Raw genomic sequence first — 20,643 nt, forward strand, 5'->3', positions numbered from 1 at the left:
GCGGGGTCTAGCGGAAATGCGACATGGCGGTCAGGGCAGGAGCGCGGCCAGCCCCGGCACGTCGAGACCGACCAGCGACGAGCGGAACACGCGCCGTTCCCCCGGTTCGACGTCGACGTCGTTCGGGATGATTACCACGGTGCAGCCCGCCGCGGCCGCGGAAGCCGCGCCCGGCGGTGAATCCTCGATCGCGACGCACCGGGAAGCCGGGACTCCCAGCAACTCCGCGGCCAGCTGGTACGGCCTGGCGTTCGGCTTGTTCAGACCATCGACCTCGTCACCGCAGACCGTGGCGGCGAAGTACTCGCGGCCGATCGTGTTGAGCGCGAGTTCGGTCAGCGAGCGTTCGGTGGAGGTGACCAGCGCCATCGGGACACCGTTGGCGCGCAACAGTTCGAGCAGCTCCTGAGCGCCGGGGCGCCACGGGAGCGGGCCGTCGAACAGGTTGGCCGTGCGGCGGCGGATCCAGACCCCCATCTCCGCGATCGACTCGGGCGTCACGGGCTTGGCGCACACTTCGAGGAGGAACGCGGCCGTGTCGTCCATATTGGACCCGACGAGACTCAGGCGCTGCTCCTCGGTCAGGGTGCCGCCGAGGCTTTCGACGGCCTCGTAGAGCGCGACGTCCCACAGCTTCTCCGAGTCGACCAGCGTGCCGTCCATATCCCACAGCACGGCGGCGAGTCCGTCCAGTGTGGACGGTTCGGTCACGGTTCCCCCTCACGTTCGATTGGGCCTTCTCCGGACCCACGGTAGCCGAGACGGATTCATGTCGGCGGCGAGGTCGCTGCCCGAAATGTCGCGTTACTTCGGCTCCGTGCGGTTCGCCCCGGCGAAACGCCACCGGACATGCCCAACGCCGCATGGCCGCCTGGTCGTAGGCTGGTCCGGTGAGTGAGCCCGTCGACGAGACCCAGCGGCCCGGCCGCGACCACCCGGATGACAGCAAGCCGATCATGATCGTCGCCTTCGAAGGATGGAACGACGCAGGTGACGCGGCCAGCCGGGCGGTCGAGCATCTCCAGCTCAACTGGGATGCGACCCCGCTGAGCGAGCTGAGTCCTGACGAGTACTACGACTTCCAGGTCAGCAGACCGACCGTGCGCATGGTGGACGGCGTCACCCGAAGGGTCGACTGGCCGACCACCCGGCTCTCGGTGTGCCGCCCGGAGGGCTTCAGCCGGGACATCGTGCTGGTCCAGGGGCCCGAGCCCAATATGCGCTGGCGGGCCTTCTGCGCCGAACTGCTGGAGCACATCCAGCAGCTGGAAGTCGCCACGGTCGTCACCCTCGGCGCGCTCCTGGCCGACACCGCGCACACCCGACCCGTCCCGGTCACCGGGACGGCGTACGACAAGGACACCGCTTCGCAGTTCGGCCTGGAGCTGAACAACTACCAGGGGCCGACCGGCATCGTCGGGGTCCTGCAGGACTACTGCGTGCAGGCGGGGGTCCCGGCGGTGTCGATCTGGGCCGCCGTCCCGCACTACGTCTCGCATCCGCCGTCGCCCAAGGCGACACTGGCACTGCTGCACAAGCTCGAAGACGTCCTCGACGTCGAGATCCCGCTCGGCGCGCTGCCCGAGCAGGCCGAGGAGTGGCAGCGGACGGTCACCGAGATGGCCGAGGAGGATGAAGAGATCAGCGAATACGTCCGGGGGCTCGAGGAGCGCGGCGACGCGGAGACCGAGTTCACGCTGGACGACGTGAGCGGGGACAAGATCGCGGCCGAGTTCGAGCGGTACCTGCGGCGTCGGCGTCCCGGTCAGGACGGGCCCGGCCGCGGCTGACCCAGCCCGAAGTCCGTGAAGGCCTCCTTGAGGGACTCTGGGTCTCTCAAGGAGGCCTTCACGGACCTGGCCATCGCCACGTTAGCCCTATGTGGCCCAGCAGTCACAGCGGCTGCGCGTGAAGGCCCCCTTCCCTCGGCTCAGCCGAGGGAAGGGGGCCTTCACGCATAACGGGCCTAAGTGTTCGAAGGGGCCGCCACTTTCGCAACCCCCGGCAAGGCACGGCACAGTCCCGATCAGTCTCGTGAGTGGCTAGGACGGTTAGAACCGTCCTAGCCACTCACGAGGGGTCAGAAGATGCGCCGCAGCGGGATCGGCCCCCGCGACCGCTTCCGCCACTCACGTGGATAGCCGAGCGAAACCTCCTCGAAGCGCACACCGTCCGCCTCCGTGGAGCGCGGGATGTGCAGGTGCCCGTAGACGGCGACCTCCGCCCGGAAGCGCCGGTGCCAGTCTTCGGTCTCCGTCGTCCCGCACCACAGCGCGAACTCCGGGTAGTACAGCGGCTCGGTCGGGTGCCGGTGCAGCGGCCAGTGCGACATGAGGATCGTCCCGTGGTCCTCGGGGATGGCCTCCAGCCGTTCCGTGCTGATCTTCACCCGGTCGGCGCACCACGCCTGCCTGCTGGGATACGGGTCCGGGTGCAGGAAGAACTCGTCCGTGCACAGCACACCTGCCTCCCGCGCCTGCTCGATGGCCGCCAGCATCGGCAGGCCGTCGGCCGCGGGGGTGCGCCAGCTGTAGTCGTACAGCACGAACAGCGGGGCGATCGTCAGCGGTTTCTCCTGGTGTTCCCACACCGGGTACGGGTCCTCCGGGGTGAGGACGTCGATCTCGCGGCAGCGCTCGACCAGGTGCTCGTAGCGCGCTTGTCCCCGCAGCTGACATTCATCCTTCTGGGTGGTCCACAGCTCGTGGTTTCCGGGCACCCAGACGACCTTCGCGAAGCGTTCGCGCAAGGTTCTGAGCACCCCGATCACGGATTCGGCGCGTTCGGCGACGTCACCGGCCACGAGCAGCCAGTCGTCGGGGGTCCGGGGGACGACCTCGTCGACGAGCGGGGCGTTGCCCTCATGGGTGACGTGGAGGTCGCTGGTGGCGAAGAGATGCGGCACTCCACCACCGTAGCTTCACCCGGACCGGGGAACCGCCGGAATCGCGTCACGGCGCCGCCTGCCTGACAGCGACACCCCCAGCACGACCAACGCCGAGACGGTGTGCAGGCCCGCCTGAACATTCAGCAGGACGCCGGTGCCCAGCACGTCGAGCAGAACGCCCGTGAGCAACGCGCCCAGCGCCGTGAACCCCGCCGTCCCGGCGAAGACGGTGCTCAGGACGCGGCCGGAGCGCTCAGGGGACGCGGCGGTCTGGACCAGCGAGAGCAGACCGGAGCCTGCGAGTACGCCGGGCGCACCGACCAGGCCGAAGAGCCCGATGAAGACACCCAGCGACACGGTGAGCGCGGGCAGGTTCCAGATCACGGCCGACAGCAGGCCGAGCGCCAGGCCGCCCCAGCCGAGCAGGGCCACGGGCGCGACCTTGCGGGCGACGGTGGCGACGGCGAATCCCGCGGCCAGTCCGCCGAGGGCCTGCACACCGCGCAGCAGGCCGACGTCGCCTTCGGTGCCGTCGAGGATGTCGAGCACGAACACCACGAACAGGACCAGGAACATCCCCTGTGCCAGGGACGTCAGCACCACGACGACACCGGCGAGGCGAAGACGCCCTTCGCGGCCGATCTCGCGAAGCCCGTCGATCCAGGCTCGCACCACCGGTTCGTGCGGTCCGGCCGCTTTCGGCGCGGCGACACGGCGAAACGGGCGCGCCAGCAGAGCCGAGCCGATCACCAGCACGCCGAGATACGCCACGACGACCCAGCTCAGACCGCCGAAACCGAGCAGGAGGCCACCCGCCCAGCCGCCGGCGAGGCGGGCGACGCTGCCGTTGATGCTCATGAGGCCGTTGGCGCCGATCAGGTCGCCGGGAGCGACCAGCTCCGGCACGAGCGCGTTGCGCGCGGGTTCGAACAACGAGGCCAGGCCCGCCTGCGCGGCCATCACCCCGTAGATCACGAAGACCGGGCCGCCGGACGCGACGAACAGCAGTGGCAGCGCCACGAACGCCTGCCCCGCGCACACCACGCACAGCACCAGCCGCCGGTTCCAGCGGTCCGCGACCACGCCGGCGACCGGGCTCAGCAGCACCGCGGGCACCAGGCCGAGGACGATGCTCAACGCCGTGGTGGCCGCCGAACCGGTCGCCTGGAAGACGAACACCGGCAGCGCGATCTGCAGCATCCACTCGGCGGTCTCGGAGAAGAAGGCGGCGATCCACAACCGCGCGAAGGCGGGTTCCCTCAACGGTTTCATCTACTCGGCTTCCCCTCGGCGTCGATGCGGAGGAACGCCCGCAGTCCCAAGTGGACCGGAAGGGCCTCCGCGGGAGCGTCGTCACGGATCGCGCCGACGTAGGGCCGCACGAGCGCGTCGATCCCCCGGACAAGTTCCTCCAGCTCGCCGGCGGTGACTCGCAACGAGTAGTTGTTGATCCCCGACGCGTCCCGCCACTCCTTGTCGAGCCGGTCGGCGGCGTCGAGATAGCGCTCGGTCAGCTCCTTTTCCCGCGCGAGGGTGGTGCCGACGACCGCCAGCTGCGCTCCGTGCAGCGCCGGGTCGTCGCCGAACTCGATGCCGACCTGGCACGCCCGCCACGGGCGCTCCCGCCCGTCCTCCCCTTCGACCCGCTCCACGAGACCGTGCTGCGCCAGCTGACGGAGATGCCAGCTGCAGTTCGACGCCGTCGAGCCGACGGCCGCCGCGCACTCGCTCGCGGTCCGCGGACCGACCGCCATGAGGTGATCCACCAGCGCCGAACGCAGCGGATGCGCCAGCGCCCGCATCAGCTCGACGTCTTCGATCCGCTTGCGCGGCGGCAACCCGGTCATCGCCCGATCCAATCTGAAAGGAAGCTTTCGAAAGTTCTCTTTCAGATTCACAGGTGGCCGACGGGTTGTCAAGTAAGCCCGATATCCTTGCCGATGCGGCTACTGCATAGTGCAGTAACTGCATAATTCAATCACTGACCAAGGAAGTACATGCCCGACCAGCGAGAACTCGCCACCGCGGCCGCCCTGGAGATTCCCCGGTTCGTCAGTGCGACCGTCCTGTTCCAGACGGCCATGGCGGAGCGGCTCGGAATCAGCGCCACCGAACTACACGGGCTCCAGCTGGTCATCAGCGGCGCCGCGACCTCGCCGACCGGGCTGGCGCGAGCGCTCGGCATGACGACCGGCGCGGTGACCCGGATGCTCGACCGCATGGAGGAACAGCGTCTGGTCGAGCGCGTCCCCGATCCCGCCGACCGGCGGCGTCTCGCGATCCGCCCGCTCCCCGACCGGCTGGCGGAGGTCGCCGACCTCTACTCCCCCATGGCCCGCTTCTTCGGCGACCGCCTCGGCAGGCTCGACCGCCGTCAGCTGGCCGCGCTGCTCGGCGTCATGACCGACGGGCGCGCGTTCGCCGAACAGGAGGCCGCTCGGCTGCGATCCGAAAAGAGGGTTGACTAACGCTACATAGGTTGCGTTAGACTGCTCCCATCATGGACAACTGACATCACGCCTTCCCCGCTCCGAGGCGGCTTCGGTCGAGCACCGCTCCCGTAAGCCATGAGGCCCGGCGGGGTTCCCCCATGTCCGAGAAGCACGGTGATGTCGCATGTCTCTTTCCCTGATCGCCAAGGACCTCGTCCACTCCTACGGTGCCCGCGTCGTCCTCGACGGCGTCGACCTGACCGCTTCGGCCGGACAGCGGCTCGGCCTGGTCGGCGAGAACGGCGTCGGCAAGTCCACGCTCCTGCGCCTGCTGGCCGGTGTGGAAGAGCCGCACGGCGGCGAGGTGCTGCGTGGCGACGACGTCGGGTTCCTCTTACAGGAGCTGCCTTTCGCGCTCACCGCGCGGTTCTCCGATGTCATCGACGACGCGCTCGCCGAGATCCGGCAGGCGGCGGCGAGGCTCGACGAACTGACCGCGGCGCTCACGGATCGCCCCGACGACGAAGCCGTGCTCGACGAGTACGGCACCGTCCTGGAATGGGCCCAGGCGCACGACCTGTGGGACGCCGACCGGCGGGCCGAGGTCGTGTGCGCGGGCCTCGGGCTCGCCGGGATCGACCCGGCGCGCGAACTGGGCACGCTGTCCGGCGGGCAACGGTCGAGGCTCGGCCTCGCGGCCCTGCTGATCCGGCGGCCGGGCACGCTCATCCTGGATGAGCCGACGAACCATCTCGACGACGCCGCGATGGAGTTCCTGGAGCAGCATCTCGCGTCGCTGACCGGGGTTCTCGTGCTGTCGTCACACGACCGCGTGTTCCTCGACGCGGTGTGCACCGACATCGTCGACCTCGACCCGGCGCTGGGCGGCCCGACCCGGTACGGCGGCACGTATTCCGACTACCTGGACCAGAAACGGGCCGAACGGGCGCGCTGGGAACAGCGCTACGCCGAGGAACAGGACGAGCTCAAGGAACTGCGCGAATCGGTGGCCGTCACCGCGCGCAACGTCGCGCATAACCGGCCGCAGCGCGACAACGCCAAGATGCTCTACGACTTCAAGACCGGGAGGGTGCAGAAACAGATCTCGCGCCGGGTCCGCAACGCCCAGCTGCGGCTGGCCGAACTGGAACGCGACCAGGTGCGGAAACCACCCGCGCCGCTGCGGTTCCAGGGCGAGCTGACCGGCGAGCCAGTAGAGGGCAAGACGGCGATCTCCGTGCGGGACATCGAGATCGCCGGGCGGTTGCGGCTGGCGACCTTGGACGTCACCACGACATCGAGGCTTCTGATCACCGGCGGGAACGGCGCCGGGAAGTCGACGCTGCTGTCCGTCCTCGCCGGCTCCCTGACGCCCGACTCCGGCACCGTCCTTTCCGGACGCGGCGTGCGGATCGGCATGCTGGCTCAGGACGTCGCGTTCGCCGAGCCGGAGAAGACGGCGCAGCGGACCTATGCCGAAGCCCTCGGCGAGGACGCTCCCCCGTTGCGAGGCCTGGGTTTGCTGGCTCCGCGCGATCTCGGGACCCGTGTGGGCGCGTTGTCGGTCGGGCAGCGGCGGCGGCTCGCGCTGGCGTTGCTGATCGCCGACCCGCCGGAGGTGCTCCTGCTGGACGAGCCGACGAACCACATCTCGCTCACGTTGGCCGAGGAGTTGTTCACCGCGCTCGATTCCGCGCCAGGTGCCGTCGTCATCGCGTCGCATGATCGGTGGCTGCGGCGCGATTGGGCGGGTGATCACCTCCGGCTGGAGGCCGGACGCGTCGCCGTGTAGGGCGTTATACACACTGATGGGGCGGGAAGTCCCCACCCCATCAGTGTTCGTCAGAGCTCGATGCCGAGCAGCGCGTCGACCGCGTTCCGGATCAGCCCGGGCGCGGCCGGGTCGGTGCCGGAACGGTTCAGCGCCTGCTCCGCCCAGGCGTCGACGGCCGCGAGCGCCTTGGGCGTGTCGAGGTCGTCGGTGAGGTGGTCACGCAAGCGTGCGACCGTGTCCTCCGCCGCCGGGCCGGTGCCGAGGGACACGGCTTCGCGCCAGCGCGCGAGGCGTGCTTCGGCGTCCGTCCGCAGCTGCGCGGTCCACGGCCGGTCTTCGCGATAGTGGCCGGCGAACAGCGCGAGCCGGATCACGCCGGGGTCGACCTTGTCGGCCCGCAGCCGCGAGACGAACACGAGGTTACCGCGCGACTTCGACATCTTCTCGCCGTCGAGGCCGATCATCCCGGCGTGCACGTAGTGCCGCGCGAACGGCCTGTCCCCCGCGACGGCCTCCGCGTGCGCGGCGCTGTACTCGTGGTGCGGGAAGATCAGGTCCGAACCACCGCCCTGGACGTCGAAGCCGAGGCCGAGCCGGTTGACCGCGATCGCGCTGCACTCGATGTGCCAGCCCGGCCGTCCCGCGCCCAGTTCGGACTCCCACGACGGCTCACCCGGCCGCGCCATGCGCCACAGCAAGGCGTCGAGGGGGTGCCGCTTCCCGGGACGGTCCGGGTCGCCGCCGCGTTCGGCGAAGAACTTCGCCATGGTCTCGGCGTCGTAGTTCGACTCCGAGCCGAAGTGCCCGGTCGCGTTGTGCTCGAAGTAGATGTCCGGGTACTCCGCGTCGTCCGCGCGGTAGGCGCTTCCGTTCGCCACCAGTTTGGCGATGACCTCGACGATCTCCGGGATGCTCTCGACCGCCCCGACGAACTGCCGCGGTGGCAGCACCCGCAGCGCGGTCATGTCCTCGCGGAACAGCGCGGTCTCGCGCATGCCGAGGACGACCCAGTCGTCCTTGTCCCGCTCGGCGCGCTCCAGCAGGGGCTCGTCGATGTCCGTCACGTTCTGCACGTAGTGGACGTCGTGCCCGGCGTCCCGCCACAGGCGGTTCACCAGGTCGAATGTCAGGTACGTGGCGGCGTGCCCCAGATGGGTGGCGTCGTACGGCGTGATGCCGCAGACGTACATCCGGGCGGTCGACCCGGGCGCCGTGGGGCGGATCTGCCCCGTCGCCGTGTCGTGGAGCCGCAGCGGACGGGGGGTGCCGGGGATACGGGGCACGTCGACCGATGACCAAGTCTGCATACCCCGACTGTAAGCGGAGCCGCCACGCCGTTCCCGTCCGGTGGGAGAGCAACACGGCCGGAGTAATCGATTCGCTATCCCGTGACCCGTTCGGCGTTGGCGTGGATCGCGTCGCGGATGTACTCGCCGAGACCCGGACGCTGGTCGGGCTCACGCACCAGGAAGCCGAGCTGGACCGGTTCGGTCGCGTACAGCGTGGCGAGCTCCCGGTGCGTCGTGAGGTCGCAGTCCCCCATGAACGCCGAGAGCATCCGGCGGTGCTCCTCGGCGAGGTCCATCGCCTCAGGGCTGCCCGCGGGCGCGCCGGAGTCGAAGACGGAGAGCAGCCGCCGGACCCATTCCTCCCGGACCTTCTCCGCCTCGATCCATTCCTGTTTGGTGCGCGGCACGGCCGCCGCCCGCCAATGCGGGGTGTCACCCCACCGGCGGACGGCCTCCTCCGCGTAACCCTCCGGCTCACGGAACTCGCCGAAGACCTCGAAGCGCTCCTCCGGGGTCAGCGCGGCACCGGCCTCCTTGGCCGCGATCACCCGTTCGACGGTTTCGGCCATGCGCGTCAGCTCGCCGATCCGGTCGGCGAGCAGCGACCGCTGGCGCCGCAGGTGCTCAAGCGCGTCCACCGCCGGGTCTCCGGTCATCTCCGCGATCGTGTCGAGGCCGAACCCGAGTTCGCGGTAGAACAGGACGCGCTGCAGGCGGTCGAGGTCGTCGTCGCTGTAGCTCCGGTACCCCGCCGCCGTCCGCCCGCTCGGGCTCAGCAGGCCGATCTCGTCGTAGTGATGCAGCGTGCGCACGGTGACCCCCGACAACGCCGCGACCTTTCCGACCGAGTACCCCATCGGGCCAGCGTAAGGGAGTTCAGCGCTTCCTGGTCCGCAGGTAGTCGCCGACCACGGCGGCGCCGAGTCCGTCGAGGTCCGGAGCGACGACCCGCCCGCCCGAGCGGCGCGCGATGACGTCGACGAACTCCGTCAGGCGCGGATCGTCCCCGAGCCGGAACACCGTCACCGACGCGCCCAGCTTCGCCATCCTGTCCACTTCGGACAGGGTCTTGAGCAGGGTCCTCGGCTGCGGCGGATAGTCGAACTCGGCCGTGCCGTCGGGTTCCAGATGCGCCGTCGGTTCGCCGTCGGTGACCATCAGGACCACCGGCTGCGCGTCGGGGTGCCGCCGCAGATGGCGTCCGGCCAGGAGCAGCGCGTGGTGGGCGTTGGTGCCCTGTTCCCAGGTTCCCTCCATGCCCACCAGCTCGGCCAGTTCGACCGACGTCGCGTAGCGGCCGAAGGTGATCAGCTGGAGCGCGTCGTTGCGGAACCGGGTGCTGATCAGCTGGTGCAACGCGAGCGCCGTCCGCTTCATCGGCAGCCAGCGCCCCTCCTGCACCATCGACCACGACGTGTCCACGAGCAACGCCACCGCCGCGCGCGACCGATGTTCGGTCTCGACCACCTCGACGTCGGAGACGTCCATCCGGACCCGCCGCTCGCCCACCGAAACCGAGCGCAGCACCGCGTTGCGGACCGTCCTGGAGACGTCCCACGGCTGCATGTCCCCGAACCTCCACGGCCTGGTGGCGCCGGTCGGCTCGCCCGCGGCTCCGGCGGACTCCGTCTCCCGCTGGCCGGTCTTGCCGCGCAACGCGTTCACGACGTCGGCGAGCGCCGTCTCCCCCAGTCGCCGCAAAGCCTTGGGCGACAACCGGAGTGTGCCGTCGGGCGCACGTTCGAAGATGCCCTGGCGCCGGAGCTCGCGTTCCAGTTCGGCCAGCCGTCGCGCGTCGACGCCCGCGTCCGGGCCCAGCTGCCTTTCGAGCGCCTCGACGTCGATGTCCTCCAGCCTCGCGCCGGGGTAGGACTGGCCGAGCTGTTCGGCCAGCGCGTCCAATTCGGCGAGATCGGACATCGCCCGGGCGCCGTCGCCGAGGCCCAGTGGGTCGTTGCCCCGGAAGCGTTCCGACGACGTCCAGTCCTCGCCCGGCCGCAGCGCCCGCAACTGGGCGTCCAAAGTGGACAGCTGCTGCGCGAGCCTCGGGTCGCCGAACGCCTGCTGAGACAGTTCCGCCAGTTCGGCCCGCTGCTCCGGTGTCAGGGAGTTCAGCATCCGTTGCGCGGCCGCGGCGCGGGCGGCGAGGACGTCGATCAGCTCTTCGACGTTCTTCGGGTTCTCCGGGAAGAACTCGCCGTGCTCGCGCATGAACTCCGCGAACCGCTCCGGGACATCCTCCCTGCCCTGTGCGTGCGCGGCCAGGAGCGCGTTGAGGTCGGCGAGCATCCGGTTGACCTGCTCGGCCTGTTCCGGCCCGGCGTTCCGCAGCGCCTCCTTCATCCCCTCGAAGCGGGAATCCAGCAGCTCACGGCCGAGCAGGTCGCGGATCTTCTCGTAGTTCTCCCTGCCCTCCCGCGAGCGCCAGTCGTACTCGGCGAGTTCGCGCACCGCCGCGGCCGTCCCCGGCGGCAGAGCGTCCAGCTGTGCCTCGCGGAAACGGGCGTCGTCGTCCGGATCGGGGAACAGCTCGCGCCGCTCGGCCTCCAGTGCCTGGTCGAGCAGCCGCTGGACCTCCTGGAGCGTGCCGTCGAGCCGGTGCCGGCGCTGGATCTCCGACCGGCGCTGCCAGAGTCGCCTGGTCAGTTCGTCGAGCCCGGCGGTGCGCGGGGTGCCGCGGCGCAGTAGTTCTTCCAGTGCGGACCGGGGCGAAGCGCCGGCCATGACGTCGCGGCCGATCTCGTCGAGCGCGTCCCGCAGGTCGGCCGGCGGCGCCAGCGGATCCGGGCCGTTGTCCCACGGCCCGTACGAATAGCCTTCCGGGAGGAGGCTCATCGGCCGTAGACGGTCGTCGAGTCGTCGGAGTCCTTGGCGAGTTTCCTCGACAGGAACAGCGATTCCAGTGCCAGTTCCACCGCGGCGGCGATCCGCCCGGCCGGCTCGTCCGGTCCGACGCCGGCACGCGCGGCGACGTCGTGGAGGACGGGCAATTCGGGCAATGCGGCGAGGACGTCCTTGCCGGGAACGCGTTCCCCGGTGGCGACCAGATGCCCGGACTCGACGGCGTCGGCCAGCGGCAGCAGATCCAGCCCGGCGAACCGCGAGCGGGCCGTCTCCGCGACCGCCCGGCGCAGCAGGTGCACGAGGTGCTCGGTCTCGCGTCCCTCCTCCCCCGGCTCGAATTCGAGCTTGCCGCGCAGGACGCCGGGGACCGCGTCGAGGTCGACCGGGCGGGCCACGGCGGGTTCCTCACCGGTCAGCGCGGACCGGCGCAGTGCCGCCGCGCCGACCGTTTCCGCTGCCGCGACGGCGAACCGGGCGGAGACACCCGACCGTTGGTCGATCACCGGCGACTCGCGCAGGTTCCGCACGAACCGGGCCAGCACCTCCAGCAGCGGCTCACCGACTTCGGCGACCAGGTGGGCCTCCTGCCGGACGACCGCGATCTCCGCCTCGACGTCGAGCGGGTAGTGCGTGCGGATCTCGGCGCCGAACCGGTCCTTGAGCGGGGTGATGATGCGGCCGCGGTTGGTGTAGTCCTCCGGGTTGGCCGTCGCCACCAGCAGTACGTCCAGCGGCAGGCGCAGCGTGTAGCCGCGCACCTGGATGTCGCGTTCCTCCATCACGTTGAGCAGCGCGACCTGGATGCGCTCGGCGAGGTCCGGCAGCTCGTTGATCGCCACGATGCCGCGGTGGGCGCGCGGGACGAGTCCGAAGTGGATGGTCTCGGGATCGCCGAGGCTGCGGCCTTCCGCGACCTTCACCGGGTCGACGTCACCGATCAGGTCGCCGACCGAAGTGTCCGGTGTGGCCAGTTTTTCCGTGTACCGCTCGTCGCGATGGCGCCAGGTCACCGGCAGCGCGTCGCCGAGTTCGGCGGCACGGCGGCGCGATTCCGGGGTGATCGGCTCGAGCGGATGCTCGGCAAGCTCGGCACCCTCGATGACGGGCGTCCATTCGTCGAGAAGCCCCGCGAGGGTGCGCAGCAGGCGGGTCTTGCCCTGGCCCCGTTCACCGAGGAGGACGACGTCGTGCCCGGCCAGCAGCGCGCGTTCGAGTTGCGGCAGCACGGTGCGCGAGAACCCGACGATCCCCGGCCAGGCGTCTTCCCCGGCACGGAGCTTGGCGAGCAGGTTGTCGTGCAGTTCTCGGCTGATCGACCGCGGCAGGTGACCCGCCGCGCGAAGGTCCCCGGCGGTCCGGGGCAGGTTTGCGGGAACATCGTTCACCCGTTCGACGCTACGTCGCGAGTCTGGCCCTGTCGACGTGAAGCAACTCCAGCTCCGGTGATCGCGAACGGCAAGCCGGGGTTAACCCTCCCATAGCCGGGTTTCGCCGAAGCACGACTAAAATCAGTCCGGTGTGCCGTCCTAGTGCGACCCTCGCGGTCTGGTCTTCGGCGTGGCTGAACGGAGCCGCCGCCTCCGACGACGTCCTTGACGCCCTGCAGGTCTGGGGCGACGCCCACGACTTCGTCGCCGCGGACGCGGCGGCCGCCGAGGCGTTCGACCTGCCGCTCGCGTTCAACCGGGCGGCGACCCCGGTCCAGCTGCTGCTCGCCCTGCGCGCGCAGGGCGCCAAGAGCATGCAGCTCCTGCTTCCGGTCCCCGGCGACGTGCGTGGCCTGGGTGGCGGCGGACCGTTCACCGAGGCCGCGTTGCGGATCGGAGAGGCCGTCCTGCTGCCGGACCTCGGTTACGGAGTGGTCCCCGAGGCGATCGCCGAAGGGCTCATGCGGTGGACGGTGTACTCGGTACCGATGCCGGGCATCCTCGAATACCGCCCGCTGGGCGAGGCCGAACACGGCCTGACCGACGCGATCCGCGCGAGCGCGGGTGCCCTTCAGTCACTGGACGTCGCCAGCGAGCGGCCAGGGGTGCGGGCGGAACTTTCGGCGCGGCTCCGGGCCGCCACCGACGCGCCCTGGCCTGCCGGGATGCCCAGCAGGGCGCTTCGGGTGCTCCAGCGTTCCCAGGAGATCGCGGCGATCCTCGCCATCGCCGAAGCCGACGACCCGGGCGGCGCGCTCTCTTCGTCGGCGGCGCTCCGGCGGGCGGAGGCGCTGCGGCCGCTGACCGAAGCGGTCCGCAACGCCCGGTACGCGGCGATCAACGAAGCGGTGCGAGTGTTCGCCGAACAAGCGGACAGGCACCCATAGGTCTTCACGTGGCCACGGTGTGCCTTTTCAGGACTTTCTCGGCATAGCGGACGGACCACAGGGAAAGCCCGCCGATGACCGCGAGCAGCAGGACCACGCTGAGCGCGTTCATCACGTCGGCCGACAGGGTGTAGACCAGCGGCACCCGGATCGCGGCCTCCAGCAGCAGCGCCACGCCCCAGACCGCCGACATCCGGGTGAACGCCCGCCTGAAACCGGGGACCCCGTCGCTCAGCCGGTCGATCTCCGTGCGTTTCGCCGCGCTGGAACCGGCCCGCACGGCCACGAGCACCATCGGGGTGCGGCTGAAGCAGCTGAGCAGCAGGACGATCGCGGCGGTCGCGGTGGCGAAGGATTCCTTCAGCAACAGGAACTTCGCGTCCCCGGTGACCAGCGAAAGGACCAGCCCGACGCCGAGCACACCGGCCAGCAACGCGGCGAAACCGTCGAAGGCCCGGTCCCGGACCGCGACCCACGCGATCCGGGCCGCCGCCACCCCCGCCCCGGCCAGCAGCGAGACCTGCTCGGTCTGCCCGGCGAGCCGCAGCCCGTAGTAGGCGGCCAGCGGGAGCGCGACGTCCCAGAGCAGCAAGGACAGCGTGGGGTTCTTGCCGCGCGCGCTCACGAGTCCGTCTCGCATTCGGCCAGGAACTTCAGGACGCGCGCGTTGACCTCGGCAGCGGATTCGCCGGCAATGGCGTGGGTCGCCGACGGCCACAGCTCGACCTGACCTCGCGACAGGAACTCACGGGCGCGGGCCGCCGCGCGTTCCGGGTTGTGGATGACGCTGCGCCCGGCGATGAGGGCCAGCACAGGCAGCCGCAGGGAGCGCAGTTGCTCGTCGGTGAACAACCTTGGGGACGGCAGGGCGATGCGGTAGGTCCGCATTCCCTCGTCGATCACCCGCGCGACCGGATCCGTGGCGTCGACCTCCGCGCCGCCGGAGATCCAGTCGAGGAACGACGGGCGCGCCCATCGGCCGATCCAGGGGATCGCGGCGAGCGTCGCGCGGACGACCAGTCCCGCGGTCAGCCCGCCGAACGTCAGCACAGGGTCGATCACGGTGAGCGATTTCAGCCGTTCCGGTGCCCGCACCGCGAGGTTGGTCGCGAGCCAGCCACCGAACGAGTACCCGATCAGGTGCGCGGACGGCAGGGCGAGTTCGGCGAGCACCGTGCTCAGCCACGCGGCCTGGTCCGCGCCGTCACGGATCGGGGCGGTCTGTTCACTGCGGCCCGCTTCGCCGATGAGGTCCACCGCGAACACTTCGCCGTGCGCGAGCAGCGCGGCGAGGTTGGGTTCCCACATCACCGCGGTCCCCGCGCGGCCGGGCAGCAGCACGATCGGCGTCGCACCCGGCTGCCCGAACCGGTACACGCGCGCCACCCCGAACGCCGTCCGGACGTCGTGGATCCCGGCCGGCGCGGGCAAAGCCGCCATACCCCGTTCGTAGACGGCCTCGTACTCGGCGCGCGCCTCCGGCGAGGCGAATCCGCCCACCTTCATTCTCACCCCTCCTTTTACGGTACGATCGGATTGTAAACAGTTGGTGAGAAGTTGGCAATCCGATCGGACTGCGAAAAGGAGTACGGGTGCCCAAACGAGTCGATCACGAGGACCGGCGGCGGCAGATCGCCGCGGCCGTTCGCCGCATCGCGGCCGACCGGGGACTCGAAGGGGTGAGCCTGAATGAGGTCGCGGCCGAAGCCGGTATCTCGAAGGGGTCCGTCCAGCACTACTTCTCGTCGCGGGACGAGATGCTGCGGTACGCGACGACCACCCTGCGGGGTGGCGTCGAGAAGCGCATCGCCACACCGTCCGAACCGAGCGTCCGGGACCTGCTCGTCGCCCTACTGCCCTTGGACGAGGCGGGCCGGGACCACGCGCTCGTCGCCAACGCCTTCGTGGTGCGCGCGCTCAAGGATCCGGAGATCGCCGGCCACTTCCGGACCGGGCACGGCCAGCTCCGCGACGCGGTGGCGGCCCTGCTTTCCGTCGCACGGGAGGCGGGCGACCTCCTGCCCGCCATCGACCCGGTCAGGGAGGCCGACCTCCTGCTCGCGCTGGTGTCCGGCCTCGGCGACGCGGTGCTGCTCGGCTACCAGTCCGGCGACGAGGCCATCGCCCTCATCGACCTGCACCTGTCTCGGATCGCGGCCCGATGACGATCGGCCTCGTGAGTGGTGAGGCCGGTTACGACCAAGGGGTCTGAGGCATCTACCGGACGTGGCCTTGGTCGAAGGTCCGTGAAGGCCTCCTCTCCTCGGCTCAGCCGAAGAAACTCGACCTTCGCACCTCACCAAGTACGTGAAGGACCCCTTCACTGCGCTCGGCGCAATGAAGGGGTCCTTCACGTAATGCCGGAGGAAGGGCAGCGGTGGCATGGCGGGACTCGGTCTCGTGAGTGGTAAAGACGGTTAGAACCGTCTTTACCACTCACGAGGACTGGGCACTTAAGGGCGAGCGGGCCTCTTCGCGGGCTCGCAGCATCCGATCGCGCAAGGCGCGCCGTTGACCGTGCACCCGGCCGCCGGGAACGGCGACAGCTTCCGTGGCGGCAGCCCCTCGGTGTGCTCCCTGACCAGTTCCACGACGAGTTCGGCGAAACGCGGGTCGGTGTCCGGCGTCGCGGCCCGCGCGAAGCCCATGCCGTGCTCCGCGGCCCGCTCGGCGGCCTCGTTGTCGAGGTCCCAGATCACCTCGAGGTGGTCGGACACGAAACCCACCGGGCAGACGACCACCGAGGTGACGCCTTCCGCGTGCAGCGCGTCGATGTGGTCGACGATGTCCGGCTCCAGCCACGGCACCTGCGGCGGGCCGGAGCGCGACTGCCAGACGACGTCGTAGGTCTCGATCCCCGCTTCGGCGGCGACGAGGCGCGCGGCCTCGGCGATCTGGCGCGAGTACCGCCGTCCGCCTTCCGACGGCGGACCGGACGCGGTGTCGGCGGACTCGGGCACCGAGTGGGCGCAGAACACCGTGCGGGTCCCGGGCTTGTTGCCCAGCTTCGCGTGCGCGGCCCGGACCGCGTCGGCGAAGGCGGCGATGAACAGCGGGTGGTCGAAGAACTGCCGCAGCTTCACCAGTTCCGGCGCGCCGTCGCCGACCGCCGCGCGGGCACGCTCGATGTCCTCGTCGTACTGGCGGCAGGCGGAGTAGCCGCCGTACGCACTCGTCGGGAAGACCAGCACGCGCCGGGCACCCGCCTCGGTGATCTCGGCGAGCGTGTCCTCGACCATCGGCCGCCAGTTGCGGTTGCCGAAGTGGACGGGCAGCTCGATCCCGGCGGCCGCGAGCTGCTTCTCCACCGCGGAGATCGCGTCCCGGTTGAGCCGGTTGATCGGCGAGACCCCGCCGAAGTGCTGGTAGTGCTCCGAGACCTCGAGCAGTCGTTCCCGGGGGACCCCACGGCCCCGCGTGACGTTCTCCAGGAACGGCATCACCTCGTCGGGCCCCTCGGGACCACCGAACGAAAGCCAAAGCAGCGCGTCGTAACCCACCCCGCCATCTTGCCGCTGTGGCGCCCCGCACGCTGACCCGGCCCATTTTGAACCGACCGATCCAAAACCTGGTACGGTCACTTCCATGGCCAGGCCGAAGGAATTCGACGAGCGCGCCGCGATCGGGCGCGCCATGGACGCGTTCTGGGCACGCGGCTACGAGGGCACATCGACACAGGCCCTCTGCGAAGCCACCGGTTTGGGCCGCAGCAGCATCTACAACACCTTCACCAGCAAGCACGAACTGTTCATGCGCGCGCTCGATCACTACGCCGATCGCGGGATCGTGGCCAGGACGGCTTTGCTGGAGGAATCCGGGACCGGCGTCGAGCGGTTCCGCGCCCTGTTCGCGTACACGATCGACGAAGAAGCCGAACATCCCGGACGAGGCTGCCTCGTGGTCAACACGGTGGCCGAATTCGGCGAGCGCGACGCCGAGATCAAGGCGCGGATCGACGCCGACACCCGGCGGCACCTCGCCCTGCTTTCGGCCTGCGCCAAGGAAGGGCAGCTCGACGGGACGATCGACGGCGGCCGCGACCCCGGTGCGATCGCCGAGTTCGCCCACAGCACCGTCGCCGGCCTCCGGCTGATGTCCCGCCGAGGCGCCGGCCGGGCGGCCATGGAGTCCGTCGCCGCCATCGCGTTGGACGCGATCGCCGCGAAGTAGACCGAAACAACCCCTGTGCGCAACGCCGCCCACATTTTGGACTGATCAATACAAAACTGGAGGAACTTCCGTGCCTTTGGCAGTCTGCGTACTCGGACTGAGCGTGTTCGCGCTCGGCACGTCCGAGTTCATGATCACCGGCCTGCTGCCGGGGATGGCGGCCGATCTGAACGTCGGCATCCCGGAGGCCGGGCTGCTCATCTCGGCCTTCGCGATCGGCATGGTCGTCGGCGCTCCCCTGCTCGCGATCGCGACCCTGAGGGTGCCGAGGCGCGCCACCCTGATGGCCCTGCTGGTCGTCTTCGGGCTCTCGCACGTCGTCGGCGCGCTGGGCTCGGGGTACGCCCTGCTCTTCGCGACACGCGTCGTCAGCGCGGTCGCCTGCGCCGGATTCTGGGCGGTCGCGGCGGCCACCGCCGTCGCGCTGGTCCCGGTCGAGCGCCGTGGCCGCGCGCTGGCCATCCTGGTCGGCGGCCTCACCGTCGCGAACATCGCCGGCGTTCCCGCCGGGACCTTCCTCGGCCAGCACGCGGGCTGGCGGGCGGCCTTCTGGGCGGTCACGGCACTCACCGTGCTCGCGTTGATCGGAGTCTTCGCGCTGGTCCCGGAGACACAGAACGGCCAGGACAAGACCGACGTCGCGACCGAACTGCGGCTTTACCGCGGCGGCCGGTTCTGGCTGGCACTCGGCGTGATCGCGCTCGCGCAGGCGATGATCTTCGCGACCTTCAGCTACCTCGCGCCCTTGCTGACCGAGGTCGCCGGCCTGCCGGAAAGCTGGGTGCCGGGAGTTCTGTCCCTATTCGGGCTCGGCGCGCTGATCGGCATCACCGCCGGCGGCAGGCTCGCCGACGCGAGGCCCTTCGCGACCCTTTACGGCGGCCTCGCCGTCGCACTGGTCGCCCTGATCCTGCTCGCGCTCTCGGGCCCGGCGACCCCGCTCGCGATCTTCGCCGTGTTCCTGTTCGGCGTCGCCGGATTCGGGGTCAATCCCGCCTTGAACGTCCGCGCCTTCGCCGTGGCGGGCAACGCGCCCACCCTCGTCGGCGCGAGCACGACCGCCGCGTTCAACGTCGGCAACACCGTCGGCCCGTGGCTCGGCGGCGAATCGATCGACGCCGGTCTCGGCTATCCCAGCGTCGCGTGGGTGAGCGTCGGGCTCGGCGCCGCCACCGTCGTCGCGCTGACCTTCGCCGCCGGTGTCCAGCGCACCGACGACATCCGCCTGCTTCGCGAACCCGTTACCCAGTAAGGAGAATCATGTCCGAACGAACGCGATCCACCCTCGACGAGTTCTTCCGCCGAATGTCCACAGGAGACACTGACGGCGCCACGGAACTGTTCGCCGACAACGTCACGTGGGACATCCCCGGTGCCACCGAACTCGTCCCGTGGATCGGCCCGCGCCGGAACCGGGCGGAGATCCGCGAGTTCTTCGAGCTGCTCGACAAGGGGCTCGTGAAGGACCGGTTCGACGTCGAGCGCGTCCTCGTCGACGGGCCGCACGCGGTCGCGATCGGGCGCCTGCGCTCGACTATCCGCAGCACCGGCAAGGTGATCCAGACGGCCTTCACCATCGAGTTCGAGGTGAACGACGACGGCCTGATCACCAAGTACCTGCTGCTCGAGGACTCGTGGCACGTCGCGAACGCCGTCCTCTAGCCCGCCGCCGCAGGGATGGCGGGGTCCATGATGCCGGTGGCCTGCGAGTACCGGCACCTCCACTGCCCGTCTTCGGCGCGGATGTAGGTGTCGCTGTGCCAGCACTCGTGGGCGGGGATGTCGGTGCCGTCGACGCTTAGGGCGATCAGGCAGCGGTAGCGCAGCACGGCGAGCGTCTCGGACGCCAGGACATCGATCTCGGAGGTCGTTTCGAGCCGGCTGTAGGCCAGTTCGCCGGTCGTCAGACGGCGCCGGTACTCGGCCTTGTCCCAGACCGTCCCGGTCGGGTTGCACAGCTGGTAGGCGGGGTCGTGCAGCGCGTCGAACACGGCCGTGTCGACGGTGAGCAGCGCCTCGACTCGCTGCTGTTCCAGCTGGGCGAGGTGGCTGGTGAGACTTTCGGACATGGCCGCAAGCCTAGTGACCCCGCCGATGAAGGCCTCTTCCCTCGGCTGAGCCGGGGGAAGAGGCCTTCACGGGCTTGAAAAGACCTAGAAACCGGTGGCGTGCAGGCCGCCGTCGACCATGATCATCGAGCCGGTGGTGGCGGGCAGCCAGTCCGACAGCACGGCGCAGACGGACTTCGCCGTCGGGTCCGGGTCGGAGCTGTCCCAGCCGAGCGGCGCGCGGTCGCCCCAGCCGTTCTCCAGGTCGGCGAAACCGGGGATCGACTTCGCGGCCATGGTCTTCATCGGGCCGGCGCTGACCAGGTTGACCCGGATGCCCTGCGGGCCCAGGTCCCGCGCCAGGTACCGGTTCACCGACTCCAGCGCCGCCTTCGCCACGCCCATCCAGTTGTAGGCGGGCCACGCGACGCGCGCGTCGAAGTCCATGCCGACGATCGACGAACCGCGCGAGAGCAGCGGCAGCGTCGCGACCGCGAGCGCCTTGAAGGAGTACGCCGAGACGTCGACGGCCACCTTCACGTCCTCGCTCGGGGCGTCCAGGAACGGCGCGCCGAGGCAGGACTGCGGGGCGAACCCGATCGAGTGCAGCACGCCGTCGAGCCCGTCGACGTGCTCACGCACCCGGTCGGCGAGCGAGTCGAGGTGCTCCTGGTTGGTGACGTCCAGCTCCAGCACCGGCGCCTCCTCGGGGAGACGCTTGGCGATGCGCTCGACGAGCGACAGCCTGCCGAAGCCGGTGAGCACGACCTTCGCGCCCTCCTGCTGCGCGATCTTGGCCGCGTGGAACGCGAGCGAGGCGTCGGTGATGACGCCGGTGATCAGCAGGCGCTTGCCTTCGAGCAGTCCTGGCACGGGACCTCCAGT

The 20,643-nt window shown here is 70.1% G+C and carries 21 protein-coding genes; 8 read left to right on the top strand and 13 right to left on the bottom strand.

Annotated elements, in window-relative coordinates; genetic code table 11:
• Positions 1 to 30 precede the first annotated feature (30 nt).
• Complete coding sequence (locus NQK81_RS03585) at positions 31 to 711, bottom strand: HAD family hydrolase (RefSeq protein ID WP_257487027.1); 681 nt, start codon at positions 709 to 711, stop codon at positions 31 to 33.
• Between the two features lie 179 nt (positions 712 to 890).
• On the opposite strand from NQK81_RS03585, the gene NQK81_RS03590 reads away from it, so the two are divergent.
• The gene (locus NQK81_RS03590; protein WP_126732014.1) at positions 891 to 1,790 is read left to right on the top strand and encodes a PAC2 family protein; all 900 of its coding nucleotides are present in this window, start codon (positions 891 to 893) and stop codon (positions 1,788 to 1,790) included.
• 290 nt (positions 1,791 to 2,080) lie between these two features.
• Here NQK81_RS03590 and NQK81_RS03595 read toward each other — a convergent pair whose 3' ends face one another.
• The 3 genes from NQK81_RS03595 to NQK81_RS03605 are packed head-to-tail and all read right to left on the bottom strand — an operon-like array spanning position 2,081 to position 4,734.
• On the bottom strand, positions 2,081 to 2,905 hold the full coding sequence (locus NQK81_RS03595; protein WP_192744428.1) for a metallophosphoesterase family protein: 825 nt from the start codon (positions 2,903 to 2,905) through the stop codon (positions 2,081 to 2,083).
• Between the two features lie 15 nt (positions 2,906 to 2,920).
• Positions 2,921 to 4,159, bottom strand: coding sequence for an MFS transporter (locus NQK81_RS03600; RefSeq protein WP_257487028.1), 1,239 nt, complete (start codon positions 4,157 to 4,159; stop codon positions 2,921 to 2,923).
• On the bottom strand, positions 4,156 to 4,734 hold the full coding sequence (locus tag NQK81_RS03605; RefSeq protein ID WP_257487029.1) for an ArsR/SmtB family transcription factor: 579 nt from the start codon (positions 4,732 to 4,734) through the stop codon (positions 4,156 to 4,158). The genes NQK81_RS03600 and NQK81_RS03605 overlap by 4 nt, the downstream gene beginning before the upstream one ends.
• A gap of 150 nt (positions 4,735 to 4,884) precedes the next feature.
• Here NQK81_RS03605 and NQK81_RS03610 point away from each other — a divergent pair, with 150 nt between their 5' ends.
• Positions 4,885 to 5,355, top strand: coding sequence for a MarR family winged helix-turn-helix transcriptional regulator (locus NQK81_RS03610; RefSeq protein WP_126732018.1), 471 nt, complete (start codon positions 4,885 to 4,887; stop codon positions 5,353 to 5,355).
• 148 nt (positions 5,356 to 5,503) lie between these two features.
• Complete coding sequence (locus tag NQK81_RS03615) at positions 5,504 to 7,111, top strand: ABC-F family ATP-binding cassette domain-containing protein (protein ID WP_257487030.1); 1,608 nt, start codon at positions 5,504 to 5,506, stop codon at positions 7,109 to 7,111.
• Between the two features lie 50 nt (positions 7,112 to 7,161).
• On the opposite strand, the gene mshC is transcribed toward NQK81_RS03615, so the two are convergent.
• From mshC to NQK81_RS03635, 4 genes are all read right to left on the bottom strand, one after another.
• Positions 7,162 to 8,400: a cysteine--1-D-myo-inosityl 2-amino-2-deoxy-alpha-D-glucopyranoside ligase gene (gene mshC / locus NQK81_RS03620; RefSeq protein WP_257487031.1), complete on the bottom strand. Its 1,239-nt coding sequence runs from the start codon at positions 8,398 to 8,400 to the stop codon at positions 7,162 to 7,164.
• A 74-nt stretch (positions 8,401 to 8,474) separates the two neighbouring features.
• On the bottom strand, positions 8,475 to 9,239 hold the full coding sequence (locus NQK81_RS03625; RefSeq protein ID WP_257487032.1) for a MerR family transcriptional regulator: 765 nt from the start codon (positions 9,237 to 9,239) through the stop codon (positions 8,475 to 8,477).
• A gap of 19 nt (positions 9,240 to 9,258) precedes the next feature.
• Positions 9,259 to 11,217, bottom strand: a complete 1,959-nt coding sequence (locus NQK81_RS03630; RefSeq protein ID WP_257487033.1) for a vWA domain-containing protein — start codon at positions 11,215 to 11,217, stop codon at positions 9,259 to 9,261.
• Positions 11,214 to 12,611 (bottom strand): ATP-binding protein, encoded by a 1,398-nt coding sequence (locus NQK81_RS03635; RefSeq protein ID WP_257487034.1) that lies wholly within the window; start codon positions 12,609 to 12,611, stop codon positions 11,214 to 11,216. The genes NQK81_RS03630 and NQK81_RS03635 overlap by 4 nt, the downstream gene beginning before the upstream one ends.
• 131 nt (positions 12,612 to 12,742) lie before the next feature.
• Here NQK81_RS03635 and NQK81_RS03640 point away from each other — a divergent pair, with 131 nt between their 5' ends.
• The gene (locus NQK81_RS03640) at positions 12,743 to 13,540 is read left to right on the top strand and encodes an Rv1486c family protein (protein ID WP_257487035.1); all 798 of its coding nucleotides are present in this window, start codon (positions 12,743 to 12,745) and stop codon (positions 13,538 to 13,540) included.
• A gap of 4 nt (positions 13,541 to 13,544) precedes the next feature.
• Here NQK81_RS03640 and NQK81_RS03645 read toward each other — a convergent pair whose 3' ends face one another.
• Both NQK81_RS03645 and NQK81_RS03650 read right to left on the bottom strand, forming a co-directional pair.
• Positions 13,545 to 14,180, bottom strand: a complete 636-nt coding sequence (locus NQK81_RS03645) for a VC0807 family protein (protein ID WP_257487036.1) — start codon at positions 14,178 to 14,180, stop codon at positions 13,545 to 13,547.
• Positions 14,162 to 15,046 carry an alpha/beta fold hydrolase gene (locus tag NQK81_RS03650; protein WP_257487037.1) on the bottom strand — a complete coding sequence of 295 codons (885 nt, stop codon included), beginning with the start codon at positions 15,044 to 15,046 and terminating at the stop codon, positions 14,162 to 14,164. Before NQK81_RS03650 ends, NQK81_RS03645 begins: the two co-directional genes overlap by 19 nt.
• A gap of 86 nt (positions 15,047 to 15,132) precedes the next feature.
• Here NQK81_RS03650 and NQK81_RS03655 point away from each other — a divergent pair, with 86 nt between their 5' ends.
• On the top strand, positions 15,133 to 15,705 hold the full coding sequence (locus NQK81_RS03655) for a TetR/AcrR family transcriptional regulator (RefSeq protein ID WP_257487038.1): 573 nt from the start codon (positions 15,133 to 15,135) through the stop codon (positions 15,703 to 15,705).
• 288 nt (positions 15,706 to 15,993) lie between these two features.
• Here the strand turns inward: NQK81_RS03655 and NQK81_RS03660 are convergent, their stop codons facing one another.
• Positions 15,994 to 17,040 (bottom strand): ferrochelatase, encoded by a 1,047-nt coding sequence (locus tag NQK81_RS03660; protein WP_126732027.1) that lies wholly within the window; start codon positions 17,038 to 17,040, stop codon positions 15,994 to 15,996.
• A gap of 85 nt (positions 17,041 to 17,125) precedes the next feature.
• Here NQK81_RS03660 and NQK81_RS03665 point away from each other — a divergent pair, with 85 nt between their 5' ends.
• The 3 genes from NQK81_RS03665 to NQK81_RS03675 all read left to right on the top strand — a co-directional run bounded on the left by NQK81_RS03665 (position 17,126) and on the right by NQK81_RS03675 (position 19,372).
• A complete protein-coding gene (locus tag NQK81_RS03665; protein ID WP_257487039.1) occupies positions 17,126 to 17,710 on the top strand; it encodes a TetR/AcrR family transcriptional regulator in 585 nt (194 codons plus the stop codon).
• Positions 17,711 to 17,780: 70 nt separating this feature from the next.
• Positions 17,781 to 18,962, top strand: a complete 1,182-nt coding sequence (locus NQK81_RS03670) for a Cmx/CmrA family chloramphenicol efflux MFS transporter (RefSeq protein ID WP_257487040.1) — start codon at positions 17,781 to 17,783, stop codon at positions 18,960 to 18,962.
• Between the two features lie 8 nt (positions 18,963 to 18,970).
• Positions 18,971 to 19,372, top strand: a complete 402-nt coding sequence (locus NQK81_RS03675) for a nuclear transport factor 2 family protein (RefSeq protein ID WP_257487041.1) — start codon at positions 18,971 to 18,973, stop codon at positions 19,370 to 19,372.
• Here NQK81_RS03675 and NQK81_RS03680 read toward each other — a convergent pair.
• Both NQK81_RS03680 and fabI read right to left on the bottom strand, forming a co-directional pair.
• A complete protein-coding gene (locus tag NQK81_RS03680) occupies positions 19,369 to 19,779 on the bottom strand; it encodes a nuclear transport factor 2 family protein (RefSeq protein WP_257487042.1) in 411 nt (136 codons plus the stop codon). The two genes, NQK81_RS03675 and NQK81_RS03680, sit on opposite strands and share 4 nt — an antisense overlap.
• A gap of 84 nt (positions 19,780 to 19,863) precedes the next feature.
• Positions 19,864 to 20,631 carry an enoyl-ACP reductase FabI gene (gene fabI, locus NQK81_RS03685; protein ID WP_061986623.1) on the bottom strand — a complete coding sequence of 256 codons (768 nt, stop codon included), beginning with the start codon at positions 20,629 to 20,631 and terminating at the stop codon, positions 19,864 to 19,866.
• Positions 20,632 to 20,643: the final 12 nt, after the last annotated feature.

Origin of the sequence: Amycolatopsis roodepoortensis (assembly GCF_024628825.1) — a bacterium.
Classification (GTDB): domain Bacteria; phylum Actinomycetota; class Actinomycetes; order Mycobacteriales; family Pseudonocardiaceae; genus Amycolatopsis; species Amycolatopsis roodepoortensis.